The organism is Streptomyces tubbatahanensis, from assembly GCF_022699385.1.
Classification (GTDB): domain Bacteria; phylum Actinomycetota; class Actinomycetes; order Streptomycetales; family Streptomycetaceae; genus Streptomyces; species Streptomyces diacarni.
This window is the reverse complement of record NZ_CP093846.1, coordinates 3,136,011-3,148,200: the sequence shown is the minus strand read 5'-3', so window position 1 is coordinate 3,148,200 and position 12,190 is coordinate 3,136,011. Positions and strand designations below refer to the sequence as shown.

Sequence of the window (12,190 nt, the reverse complement as noted above, 5' to 3'; positions counted from 1 at the left end):
AGAAGGGCCGATGGCCACGGCCTTCCTTCCCGGTGCCGCACCGGGCAACGTTCCCCCTGTCGACCACGGCTCGTAGCCGTTGATCGTCAGCGTGACGGTTCCGCCAGCTGCCGGCGAGGCCGGCCAGGGCATCGAAGAGGGCCAGGCTCTGGTCCCCCGCGGCACTGTCTGACCGTCCCAGTGGACCCGGAACCGCACCGGCACACGCGGGGCACTCACTGGGGCGACGGCCTCTCTCCGGGCCCGCCGGCAGCTGTGGTTGGCGCGGTCGCCGCGTGCCCGGCTCGCTTTTCGCCCCGCCCTTGCCGACGCTCTTCCATCGTCAAGGGGGCGGGGTTACTGTCGGCGCCAAATCTGATGTGTCGTCAGTAACTTGCGAGTCCGGATGAAGGGGGAACCCCCGTGTCCCACAGCAAGCAACGCCCCGCCCGAACAGCCGCCGCCACGGCCGTGGCCGCCCTCGTAGCCGGATCAGCCGTACTGCTGAGCGCCCCGGCCGCGAGCGCCACCACCGTGGACGTCGACTACCAGTGCAAGACGCCCATCGGGAACAAGGGCGCTGTCTCGCCCATCGACATCAAGTCGACCAAGAGCGGGAGCGGTTACAAGCTCACCATGTCCTTCGAGAAGGGTGTCTCCTCCAGCCCCGTCGAGCTCGGCAAGGGGGCGATGAACCCCAGCGCCAAGATCAAGCTGGGCGGTGCCGAGACCGGAGACGTCTCGGTGAAGGGCCCGCCCAACGACAAGGCCATCCCCGCCAACTCGCCCATCAAGATCCCGGACCTCTCCGGGACTTACACGCCCAAGAAGAGCGGCAAAGTCACCTTCACCGCCGGGACCCTCACCATCAAGGCGCTGGGCACGACCACCACCTGCGAGCCCAAGAACAACCCCAAGCCCTCGCTCACCCTGGACGTGACCGCCTCGGGTGGCGGCTCCGACGGCGGTTCCGACGGTGGTTCGGGCGGCGGCGACGCGTCCGGCGGCGCGGCCTCCGGCGGCGGTGATGCGGCGAGCGGCGGCGCGGCGAGCGGCGGCAGCCAGTCCGCCTCCGGCGGCGGCGAACTGCCCAAGACCGGACCCGCCGACTCCGCCGTCGCCCTGGGCACCCTCGGCGGCACCGTCCTGCTCGCCGGGATCGGCGGCACGCTGTGGATCACGCGGCGCAAGGCCGCGGTGCGGCACTGACCGTGCGGGGCCGTGTCGACCTCGCACGGGGTGGGCCAGTTGACCCGGTGCTGTCCGCCCCGGTGCTGTCCGCCCGGGCCTCCGGCGGGCGAGCCGGTGACGACCTCACCGCCCGCCGTGTTCGTGACCGTATGGGCGTCCGAGTCCGTGGCCGCGTGTGGCGCGGGCTTGCCTGGGTGGCGGAAACCGGGTCGTCGACGGAGCGCGGCTTCGAGCTCGCCGGGGGTGCGGGGGGCTCCGGAGCGCGGTTGTCCGGTGTGGCCGGGCCGGACGGACGCGGCGGGACGAGCAAGAGGGCCGGGTCGGGGTGGAGCGCGGGGTGGATCGGCCGGAGCGAGGGGCTGGGGATGCCGGAGCGTGCTGTGACACGGGCGAGTGCCGTGGGAACGGCGAGGGCCGAGGGGCGCGGGCGCGGCGGGGACGCGGCGCGGGGCCGCCCGCGCAGGAGTCCGCTGAGGTGGGGAGCGCGGGTGGGGTCGGGGCTCGTGCTGGCCGTGAGCTGTCTGTTCGGGGGCGGAGCGGCCGTGGCCGCGCCGGCGGCCGACGACCCGTCCTGGTCCGTCTCTCCGGTGCCGCCCGAGGGGGCGGCCACCGACGAGGCCAGACCGTTCTTCTACCTGGAGGGGCCGCCCGGCACGGTACTGAAGGACACGCTCGCGCTGACCAACGAGAGCGGCGAGCCGCGTACTTTCCGGCTGCGCGCCGCCGACGCGTACAACGCCCGTGACGGCGGCTTCGCCGTACGCGACGAAGGGCGCAGCGAGGGAGCGGGGAAGTGGCTCGACCTCGCGGAGGACACCGTCGAGGTGCCGCCGCGCACCCGCGCGGAAGTCCCGTTGCGCGTGACCGTGCCCGACAGCGCCGTGCCCGGCGACCATCCCGCCGCCGTCGTCGTCAGCGACGGTGAGCACAGCGCGGGCGTCCGCCTGCACCTGCGGGTGAGCGGTCCTTCCCTGGCCGCGCTGAGTGTGGAGGACGTCTCCGTCCACGAGCGGGCCGACGGCTCGGCAGCGCTCACCTACACGCTGGTCAACCGCGGGAACACCGCCTTGCGTCCGCGTCTCGCGTTCCGCGCAGACGGACTGTTCGGGCAGTTGACGCGCCGCGCGGCGCGTCAACTGCCTCTCGAACTGCTGCCGGGGCAGCGCGTCACCCGGCACGAACGGTGGTCGGACCCGCCCGTTGCCGACCTGGCCCACGTGCGGATCACCGTCACGGCGGGCGGTGGTGCCCGCGATCAGTCCACGGCCTCCTACACCGCTGTTCCCTGGGGCTGGGGCGGCGGAGTGCTGCTGGTGGCCGTGGCGGGAGGCGCGGGCTGGTACCTGCGAGGCAGGCGGCGCGGGAACGGCCCCGGACGGGCGGGGGCCGCGCATACGCAGGGGGGCGGCACCCGGCACGAGGGAGCGGACGGTGGCCCGGCGGGCGCCGCCGGCACTTCCGGTGACGCGCCCGTCGGTGTGCGTGGGAGCGGCTCCCAGGACGAAGGCAGCGGCGAGCAGCACGAGTTGACGGGAGCGGCGACGTGAGGACGACCAGCATCCGCAACGGCACGCCGAACGGCGCCGGAAGAGCCGCGCTTGTGGCCGCGGTCCTGGCGTGCCTCGCCCTGCCCTCCCTGACGCCTGCTACGGCGACGCCTGCTTCGGCGACGCCTGCTTCGGCGACGTCTGCTACGGCTACGCCTGCTTCGGCCCAGGCCCAGGCCCAGGCCGCGAGCGACAAGGACAAGCCGGAGATCACCCTGTCCAGGGACGAGGCCGGCGCCGGGGCGACCGTCACGGTGCGGGGGAGCGGGTGGCGGCCCGACACCCTGCTCACGCTCCTGCTGTGCGGGCAGAACGCGATCGGCGGCACGAACGCGTGCGCCAACGCGGAGGGACAGGCCGTCACCACCGACGGCAGCGGCCGCTTCAGCAAGAAGCTCCCCGTCGCCGAACCGCCCGAAGCGTGTCCGTGCGTCGTACGGGCAGCGACGGTGACGGGCGAGTACGCGGCGGCGGACGCGGCCTTCGAGGTCGCGGGCCATCCCGTCGAACCGCTGCCGGAGCGGCGTACCGGTGGGCGGCTGGCCGTTCTGGCGGCGCGGCTGGAGGGGGAAGGCGGGCTCCTCAACTGGTTCGGCGCCCCGCAGGAACGCACGCTCGTGCTGACGGTCGGCAACCTGGGCTCCGACCGTGCCAGGGACCCGGTCTTCGAGGTGGGCACCTCGCACGGTGTCCTGGCCCCGGAGTGGGAGCGCCAGCAGTGGCGCGGCACCGTCGACCCGGGCGAGAAGGCGCGCATCGAGCTGCCCGTCGAGCTGGCCTCCGGCGCTCACGGCGCGTACACGGTCGCCGCCAAGCTGGACCGCCGCGTCCTGACCGAGCAGCCCTGGGAGGTCGGACGGCCCTGGGGCGTCACCCTGTTCTGGCTGCTGCTGTGCGTGGTCGTTCCCGCGGTGGTGTTCAGGGTGGGCATGCTGATCGTCGACCGCCTGCGCCCGCGTGGCCCCGACGACCCGGCCGCCGCCCCGACCGGACCGCCCCGCGGGCGGCGCCGCCGCCGGACCGGACGAGTGGGCGGCCGGGCCCGGTGGCCTGCCGCCGGCCCGGAGCCACCCCCGGATGCCGAGTCCTCACCCGAAAGGGAACCGTCCGCCGACACCGGCCCACCCGCCGGGGCGGACGCGCCGACCCCCGCGACGCGTGCCCGTACGACGCGCCGGGGTTCCGGGACCCGCCTGCGGGACCGTCTCCGTGCCGGCGCTGCCCTGCGCGCGGGACCCGAGCACGCTCCGCGCCCCGCGCGCGCGGAGGGGCGCGGCAGGCCCTGGTTCGTTCCGGACATGGCCGCCCGGTCCCGCCCCCGGGAGGAGCGAGCGCCCGAGCCGGGCGAATCCGGGGAGCCGGGGGAGCGCCGGGGCGGCGCCGGCTGAGCCGTCCGCGGCTCCGCCGTCGCGCGGCGACGGTACTGGCTACGGACGGTGAGCAGACTTCGGTCACACGACCGGGAACACGACCGCGAACACGTCCGCGCCCTCCTGCCAGGAGGCGGGAGGGCGCGGTCGTGCAGGGCGGCAGGGCGCCGGGTTACTTCACGGAGCCCAGCAGGGGCCGCATCTTGTTACGGGCGGCGAGGAACGCGACGCCCGCCAGCGCGGCGATGATGCCCTGGACGGCGAAGCCCGTCGTCCCGCTGGCCGCGTCGCCGACGATGAGCTTGACGATCGCGAAGACGCAGTCACCCGCGGTGACGGCCAGGAACCAGACGCCCATGAGCTGGCTGGCGTACTTGGCCGGGGCCAGCTTCGTGGTGACGGAGAGGCCGACGGGGGACAGGCACAGCTCGGCGATCGTCTGGATCAGGTAGACCATGATCAGCCACATGGGGCTGACCTGGACGCCACCGGAGGCGGCACCCATGGCCAGCATCATCAGGCCGAAGGAGGCGCCGATGCCGATCAGGCCGATGGAGAACTTGGTCGTGGTGGACGGGTTCCGCCGGCCGAGCTTGACCCAGAGGGCGGCCAGGACCGGCGCGAGGATCATCACCCACAGGGAGTTGATCGACTGGAACCAGCTGGTGGGGAAGGTGATGCCCAGGAGGCTCTTGGAGGTGTTCTCCTCGGCGAACAGGTTCAGCGTGGAGCCCGCCTGGTCGAAGATCATCCAGAAGATGGCCGCCGCGACGAAGAACCAGATGTACGCGGTGAGCTTCGACTTCTCCTCGCCGGTGACCTCGCGGTCGCGCCGCATCCGGGTGAACAGGTACGTCGGCAGGAGCAGGCCGAGGATGCTGACCGGCCACAGGACCCAGTCGATGGTGAACAGGTCGGCGAAGACGATGGCGGCGTAGAAGACCGCCAGCACCACGACGGTGAGGACCAGGTTGCGGATGGCCCTGGAGCGTTCCGGGGCGGTCAGCGGGTTCGGGATCGCGCTGGACTCGGCGGCCAGGTGCCGGCTGCCGTACAGGAACTGGATCAGGCCGAGGCCCATGCCGACGGCGGCCAGGCCGAAGCCCAGGTGCCAGCTGACCTTCTCGCCGGCCCAGCCGATGAGCAGCGGCGCGGAGAAGCCGCCGACGTTGATGCCCATGTAGAAGACGGTGAAGCCGCCGTCCCTGCGCGGGTCCTCGGGGCCCTTGTAGAGGTGGCCGACCATCGTGGAGATGTTGGCCTTCAGCAACCCGGAGCCGACACCGATGAAGACGAGGCCGACGAAGAACAGGGCGTTGACGCCGACGGCCAGCAGGGCGTGCCCGACCATGATGACGCCCGCGGAGATGGAGACCGTCTTGCGCGGCCCCCACACCCGGTCTCCGAGCCAGCCGCCCGGCATCGACATCAGGTAGACCGTGGCGTTGTACACGGAGTAGAGCGCCACTGCCGTGGACGCGGCCATGCCCATGCCGCCCTCGGAGGCGGCAGCCGTGAGGTAGAGCACCAGCAGGGCACGCATGCCGTAGAAGCTGAAGCGCTCCCACATTTCGGTCATGAACAGAGTGGCCAGGCCTCGTGGGTGGCCGAAGAAGGTCTTGCCGCCGGTGTTGCCGGCCGCGTCCTTCGTGAGACTGGACGCCATGTGGGGATTCCTCGGTGTCGGGACGCGCAGGCCACGTTGGTGGGGCAGCGCGCCCGGGATGGGGGGATGGACCGCGGTCGGGAACCGCAGCTCGCACAGCTACGGGGCCACGGGATGTCGGGAGGAACACGGGCCCCTGTCGGTCACGACAATTCTCCTCACCATAAGTCACCGTCTCGGGGTGCGGGGAAGGGCTTGTGACATAGATCGCAGGTGAAACGTGGAACCCTGAGCCGTATTCGATGGTGACGTGTTCACTTCACCTGGAGATCAACAGTGCGCCATGGGGGAGCGCACCGCGTGCCCCTTACGCTCGGCCACGCGGACTACCATCGGTGCATGACCCGTGTACTGCTCGCCGAGGATGACGCATCGATCTCGGAGCCCCTGGCCCGCGCCCTGCGCAGGGAGGGATACGAGGTCGAGGTGCGCGAGGACGGTCCCACCGCGCTCGACGCGGGGCTGCGCGAGGGCATCGATCTCGTCGTGCTGGACCTGGGCCTGCCGGGGATGGACGGGCTGGAGGTGTGCCGCAGGCTGCGCAACGAGGGCCACACCTTCCCGGTCCTCGTCCTGACCGCACGCGCGGACGAGGTGGACACGGTCGTGGGCCTCGACGCGGGCGCGGACGACTACGTGACCAAACCGTTCCGGCTCGCCGAGCTGCTGGCGCGGGTCAGGGCGCTGCTGCGCCGCGGCACCCCCGCCGAGCCGGCCCAGCCCCCGGCCACCCACGGGGTGCGGATCGACGTCGAGTCGCACCGCGCCTGGATGGGCGAGGAGGAGCTCCAGCTCACCGCCAAGGAGTTCGACCTGCTGCGGGTGCTGGTGCGCGACGCGGGCCGGGTCGTCACCCGTGACCAGCTGATGCGCGAGGTGTGGGACACCACCTGGTGGTCGTCGACGAAGACCCTCGACATGCACATCTCCTGGCTGCGCAAGAAGCTCGGCGACGACGCGGCGAACCCCCGCTACATCGCCACGGTGCGCGGGGTCGGTTTCCGCTTCGAGAAGAGCTAGACCCCGGGAAACCGGGGGAGAGTCAGCACACCCGGAAAGCGCCGGATACACCGGCAAGCCCCGGTGGTCCGGGGTGAGTCCCGGGTGATCCGGGAAGAGTGAGGAAAGAAGCCAGCACGTGCGCCGTCGGCTCATCATGTCCACGCTCGCCGTCGTCCTCGTCGTCGTCGCGGTCTTCGGCATCTCGCTCGTCATCGTCGAGTCCCGCACCATCGAGAGCAGCACCCGGGACAGCGTGCGCGCCGAGGCCTCCCGGCTGGTCTCCACGGTGGAGAGCCGGCTGGTCGCGGGGGAGCGGGTGACGAAGGCGTCGATCGGCGTCACGGCGTCCAAGGACCGCTACGTCCGCTACATCCGCGTCGACATGCCGGGCGACCGCAAGGCCATCGAGGTCGGTGAGCGGCCCGACGGCGAGGTCGTCGAGTCGAAACAGACGGGCGCGCACGGCGAACGCGTGACCGTGCAGGCGTCGCGGGCCGCGGTCCGCGCGGAGGTCGGCCGCACACTGCTGATCATCCTGGCGGTGGCGCTGCTCGCGGTGATCGCCGCCGCCGCGCTCGCCGTGCGGCAGGCGCACCGGCTCGCGGCTCCGCTGACCGACCTGGCCGAGACGGCCGAGCGGCTCGGCTCGGGTGACCCGCGCCCGCGGCACCGCCGCTACCAGGTGCCCGAGCTGGACCGGGTGGCCGACGTGCTGGACGCCAGCGCGGACCGGATCGGCCGGATGCTGACCGCCGAGCGGCGGCTGGCCGCCGACGCCTCCCACCAGCTGCGGACGCCGCTGACGGCGCTCTCCATGCGGCTGGAGGAGATCATCGCCACCTCCGAGGGCGCGACCCCCGAGGACCGGGCCGTCGTCCAGGAGGAGGCCACCATCGCGCTCGCCCAGGTCGAACGGCTCACGGACGTGGTGCAGCGGCTGCTGACCAACTCGCGCGATCCGCGTACGGGCTCCGCCGTCAGCTTCGATCTGGACGAGGTCGTCAAACAGCAGATCGAGGAGTGGAAGCCCGCCTACCGCAGCGCGGGGCGGGCCATCGTGCACTCGGGGAAGACGGGGATGCGGGCGGTCGGCACCCCCGGCGCGGTCGCGCAGGTGCTGGCGACGCTGATCGAGAACTCGCTGATGCACGGGGACGGCACGGTGGCGCTGCGGATCCGCGTCACGGGCAACCAGGTGGTGGTGGAGGTCACGGACGAGGGCCCGGGGGTGGACGAGGCGCTGGGCTCGCGGGTGTTCGAGCGCACCGTCAGCGGTCACAACTCCACGGGACTCGGTCTGGCCGTCGCCCGGGACCTCGCGGAGGCGGACGGGGGGCGGCTGGAGCTACTTCAGCAGCTTCCGCCGGTCTTCGCGCTGTTCCTCAGCCGCGAGGCCACCGACCTCGACGCCCCGGACGCCGCGTGAGCCGGACGCCGCGGGGGTGCTCCTGGCGCGGGTGAGCCGGACACCGCCGGAGGCGGGTGAGGCGGCCGCGGACCCGCCCCGGCTCTGGGCCGGGGTCCTGTGCCCGTTCGGCGCCTCGGTCCCGGCCTCGGTCCCGGCTCTGGCCGGCTCCTCGTCGTCGGCTTCGTCCCCGGTGCCTTCCCCGGCCCCGGAGCCGCCTTGTGCCTGCTGGGCGCCGACCCGGAAGACCCAGGTCCGGTAGGCCCAGAAGCGGAAGACGGTGCCGATGGCGAGGCCGATGACGTTCTTGGAGATGTTGTCCGCGAGCGGCGAGGTGTAGCCGAAGCCGTAGTGGGAGAGGGCGAGGATGCCGTTCTCCAGGACGAGGCCGATACCGCTGAAGAAGAAGAACAGCACCGTCTCGCGGTGGATCTGGTTCTTGTCGATGTGCCGGTAGGTCCAGTACCGGTTGCCCAGGTAGTTGGTGCCGATGGCCACGACCTGGGAGACGACACCCGAGCGGATGGGGGCGAGCTGGAACGTGTGGATGCACAGGTTGAAGATCGCGACGTTCACGAGAAAGCCCAGCGCGCCGACGGCGCCGAACTTGGCCAGTTCGCGCACGAGTCGTTCCAGTCTCGGGCGCACAGAGCGCCATTCACCCATAGTGATGCTTCGGCCCCGTTTCGGTCGGCGTCAGAGGCTGCCCCATGCTAACCAGCCACCAGTTCGCCTCGTGGGGCGATTGGCGCAGCCCGCGGTCCTCGGCTGGGCGCGCCATCGTCTCACCGGTGGCGCGCCGCCGCACACCGGAGCGGTCCGCTCCGCTGCGCCCCGGCGCCCCGGCGCAGGTCAGCAGCCGTCGGCGCGGGCCGGTCACCCCAGCGGTGAGACGACGTGGCTTGTTTCATACGGCGCCCTTCGGTGGTCCCGGCGGCCCGTGGTGGGGGAGGGGGGAGAAGCGTGGTGGGGAAGGGGCGGAAAGGAGGCCGTCCCGCGCCCCGTACCCTGGGGACCGTGACGTTCCCGGTAGTCGGCATGGTCGGCGGGGGCCAGCTCGCTCGTATGACCCACGAGGCGGGCATCCCGCTCGGCATCAGATTCAAGCTCCTTTCCGATACGGCCCAGGACTCGGCCGCACAGGTCGCCGGCGAAGTCGTCGTCGGCGACTACCGCGACCTGGACACGCTGCGCCGCTTCGCGCAGGGCTGCGACGTGATCACCTTCGATCACGAGCACGTGCCCACCGAGCACCTGCGCGCCCTGGAGGCGGACGGCATCCCGGTGCGCCCCGGGCCCGACGCGCTCGTCCACGCGCAGGACAAGGGCGTGATGCGCGCCCGCCTGAGCGAGCTGGGCGTTCCCGCGCCGCGCAACCGCCTCGTGAGCGATCCGGACGACGTGGCCGCGTTCGCGCGCGAGGGCGCCACCGGCGACGGTGACGGCTTCCCCGTCGTCCTCAAGACCGTGCGCGGCGGCTACGACGGCAAGGGCGTGTGGGTCGTCCGCGGCGCCGACGACCCGAACGCGAGCGAACCCTTCAAGGCGGGTGTCGCCGTCCTCGCCGAGGAGAAGGTCGCCTTCACGCGGGAGCTGGCGGCCAACGTCGTGCGGTCCCCGCACGGGCAGGCCGTCGCCTACCCCGTCGTCGAGTCGATCCAGGTGGACGGCGTGTGCGACACCGTGATCGCCCCCGCGCCCGGCCTCGACCGGGACGCTTCCGTGCGCGCCCAGGAGCTGGCGCTGCGCATCGCGCACGAACTGGGCGTCGTCGGCCATCTCGCCGTCGAGCTGTTCGAGACCGCGGACGGCGAGGTGCTCGTCAACGAGCTGGCCATGCGCCCGCACAACTCCGGGCACTGGACCCAGGACGGCGCCGTCACCTCGCAGTTCGCCAACCACGTGCGCGCCGTCCTCGACCTGCCGCTGGGCGACCCGCGCTGCCGCGCCCCCTGGACGGTGATGGCCAACGTGCTCGGCGGCGACTACCCGGACATGTACCCCGCCTACCTGCACTGCATGGCCAGGGACCCCCAGCTGAAGATCCACATGTACGGCAAGGACGTGAAGCCGGGACGCAAGGTGGGTCACGTCAACGTCTACGGGGACGCCCTCGCCGACGTGCGGGAGCGGGCCGCGCACGCCGCCGGGTACCTGCGGGGCACCATCACCGAGTGAGCGTGCCCCGGCCGCCGGCGCCGGCCGTCCCACCCAGGAACCTAGGAGCCGTATTGAGTACTGCCAGCCCCCTCGTGGGGATCGTCATGGGGTCCGACTCGGACTGGCCCGTCATGGAGGAGGCGGCCAAGGCGCTCGACGAGTTCGAGGTGGCCTACGAGGTCGACGTCGTCTCCGCGCACCGCATGCCCCGCGAGATGCTCGCCTACGGTGAGGACGCCGTCGACCGCGGCCTCAAGGCGGTCATCGCGGGCGCCGGTGGCGCGGCGCACCTGCCGGGCATGCTCGCCTCCGTCACCCCGCTGCCCGTCATCGGCGTCCCCGTGCCGCTGAAGTACCTGGACGGCATGGACTCGCTGCTGTCCATCGTGCAGATGCCCGCGGGCGTGCCCGTGGCCACCGTCTCGGTGGGCGGGGCCCGCAACGCCGGGCTGCTGGCCGCCCGGATGCTGGGCGCCCACGACGAGGAGCTGCGCGAGCGGATGCGCGACTTCCAGCAGGAACTGAACGCGCAGGCCACCGAGAAGGGCAAGCGGCTGCGCGCCAAGGCGGCCGGCGAGACCGGGTTCGGCTTCGGCGGCCCGACGGGAGGCGCACGATGACGACGGCAGCGAGCCCCAGCCTCCAGCGCGCCCGCGCCCTGCTGGTCGAGCACCCCGTGGTGGACGGCCACAACGACCTGCCCTGGGCGCTGCGCGAACAGGTGCGCTACGACCTCGACGCGCTCGACATCGCCCACGACCAGCACGCGCGGCTGCACACCGACCTCGCGCGGCTGCGCGCCGGCGGCGTCGGCGCGCAGTTCTGGTCCGTCTACGTCCCCGGCGAGCTGACCGGCGACGACGCGGTGAGCGCCACCCTGGAGCAGATCGACGCCGTCAGGATGCTGGCCGCGCGCTACCCGGAGGACCTGCAACTGGCCTTCACCGCCGAGGACGTGGAGGCCGCGCACGCGCAGCGCCGCATCGCCTCGCTGATGGGCGCCGAGGGCGGCCACTCCATCAACAACTCGCTGGCCACGCTGCGCGCCCTCTACCAGCTCGGTGTGCGCTACCTGACGCTCACCCACAACAACTCGCTGGACTGGGCCGACTCGGCGACCGACGAGCCGCGCGCGGGCGGCCTGTCCCGGTTCGGCGAGGAGGTCGTGGCCGAGATGAACCGGCTGGGCATGCTGGTCGACCTCTCGCACGTGGCCGCGGAGACGATGCGGGACGCGCTGCGGGTCGCCGAGGCCCCGGTGATCTTCTCCCACTCCTCGGCGCGTGCCGTCTGCGACCACCCGCGCAACGTCCCCGACGACGTGCTCGCCCAGCTCCCCGCCAACGGCGGCGTGGCGATGGCGACGTTCGTCCCGAAGTTCATCCTGCCCGAGGCCGTGGCCTGGACGCGGGCCGCCGACGAGAACATGCGCGCGCACGGGCTGCACCACCTCGACCTGGGCGAGGAGGGCCGGCGGGTGCAGCAGGCGTTCGAGACGGCGAACCCGCGTCCCGTGCCGGACGCCCGCACGGTCGCCGACCACCTCGACCACATGCGCGAGGTCGCGGGCATCGACCACATCGGCATCGGCGGCGACTACGACGGCACCCCCTTCACGCCCGCTCAGCTGGAGGACGTCTCCGGCTACCCGCACCTGGTGGCCGAACTGTTGGACCGCAACTGGTCCGAGGCGGACCTGTCCAAGCTGACCTGGTCGAACGCGGTGCGGGTACTGCGCGAGGCGGAGGAGGCGGCGCTGACCCTCCAGACCCGGCGCGGCCCCTCGATCGCCACGATCGACGAGCTGGACGGCTGAGGACGCGTCAACTCCCCGACGGCACCGGAGCCGACTGACGCGGGCCCCGAGCGG

At 72.5% G+C, this 12,190-nt stretch carries 10 protein-coding genes; 8 read left to right on the top strand and 2 right to left on the bottom strand.

Features of this window, described 5'->3' with window-relative positions; genetic code table 11:
* The first annotated feature begins 402 nt into the window (after positions 1–402).
* From MMF93_RS13430 to MMF93_RS13420, 3 genes are all read left to right on the top strand, one after another.
* Positions 403–1,188 (top strand): LPXTG cell wall anchor domain-containing protein, encoded by a 786-nt coding sequence (locus MMF93_RS13430; protein ID WP_242751525.1) that lies wholly within the window; start codon positions 403–405, stop codon positions 1,186–1,188.
* A 470-nt stretch (positions 1,189–1,658) separates the two neighbouring features.
* On the top strand, positions 1,659–2,717 hold the full coding sequence (locus MMF93_RS13425; protein ID WP_242751524.1) for a COG1470 family protein: 1,059 nt from the start codon (positions 1,659–1,661) through the stop codon (positions 2,715–2,717).
* Positions 2,714–4,105 (top strand): neocarzinostatin apoprotein domain-containing protein, encoded by a 1,392-nt coding sequence (locus MMF93_RS13420; RefSeq protein ID WP_423835417.1) that lies wholly within the window; start codon positions 2,714–2,716, stop codon positions 4,103–4,105. Before MMF93_RS13425 ends, MMF93_RS13420 begins: the two co-directional genes overlap by 4 nt.
* A 154-nt stretch (positions 4,106–4,259) precedes the next feature.
* Here MMF93_RS13420 and MMF93_RS13415 read toward each other — a convergent pair whose 3' ends face one another.
* Positions 4,260–5,753, bottom strand: a complete 1,494-nt coding sequence (locus tag MMF93_RS13415) for a peptide MFS transporter (RefSeq protein ID WP_242751523.1) — start codon at positions 5,751–5,753, stop codon at positions 4,260–4,262.
* 339 nt (positions 5,754–6,092) lie between these two features.
* Here MMF93_RS13415 and MMF93_RS13410 point away from each other — a divergent pair, with 339 nt between their 5' ends.
* On the top strand, positions 6,093–6,773 hold the full coding sequence (locus MMF93_RS13410) for a response regulator transcription factor (RefSeq protein ID WP_181856276.1): 681 nt from the start codon (positions 6,093–6,095) through the stop codon (positions 6,771–6,773).
* A gap of 118 nt (positions 6,774–6,891) precedes the next feature.
* A complete protein-coding gene (locus tag MMF93_RS13405; protein WP_242751522.1) occupies positions 6,892–8,181 on the top strand; it encodes an ATP-binding protein in 1,290 nt (429 codons plus the stop codon).
* On the opposite strand, the gene MMF93_RS13400 is transcribed toward MMF93_RS13405, so the two are convergent.
* Positions 8,101–8,808, bottom strand: coding sequence for a GtrA family protein (locus tag MMF93_RS13400; RefSeq protein ID WP_242751521.1), 708 nt, complete (start codon positions 8,806–8,808; stop codon positions 8,101–8,103). The two genes, MMF93_RS13405 and MMF93_RS13400, sit on opposite strands and share 81 nt — an antisense overlap.
* Positions 8,809–9,225: 417 nt before the next feature.
* On the opposite strand from MMF93_RS13400, the gene MMF93_RS13395 reads away from it, so the two are divergent.
* From MMF93_RS13395 to MMF93_RS13385, 3 genes are all read left to right on the top strand, one after another.
* A complete protein-coding gene (locus MMF93_RS13395; protein WP_423835600.1) occupies positions 9,226–10,338 on the top strand; it encodes a 5-(carboxyamino)imidazole ribonucleotide synthase in 1,113 nt (370 codons plus the stop codon).
* Positions 10,339–10,424: 86 nt separating this feature from the next.
* The gene (gene purE, locus MMF93_RS13390) at positions 10,425–10,940 is read left to right on the top strand and encodes a 5-(carboxyamino)imidazole ribonucleotide mutase (RefSeq protein WP_114014315.1); all 516 of its coding nucleotides are present in this window, start codon (positions 10,425–10,427) and stop codon (positions 10,938–10,940) included.
* Complete coding sequence (locus tag MMF93_RS13385; RefSeq protein WP_242751520.1) at positions 10,937–12,136, top strand: dipeptidase; 1,200 nt, start codon at positions 10,937–10,939, stop codon at positions 12,134–12,136. Before purE ends, MMF93_RS13385 begins: the two co-directional genes overlap by 4 nt.
* Positions 12,137–12,190: the final 54 nt, after the last annotated feature.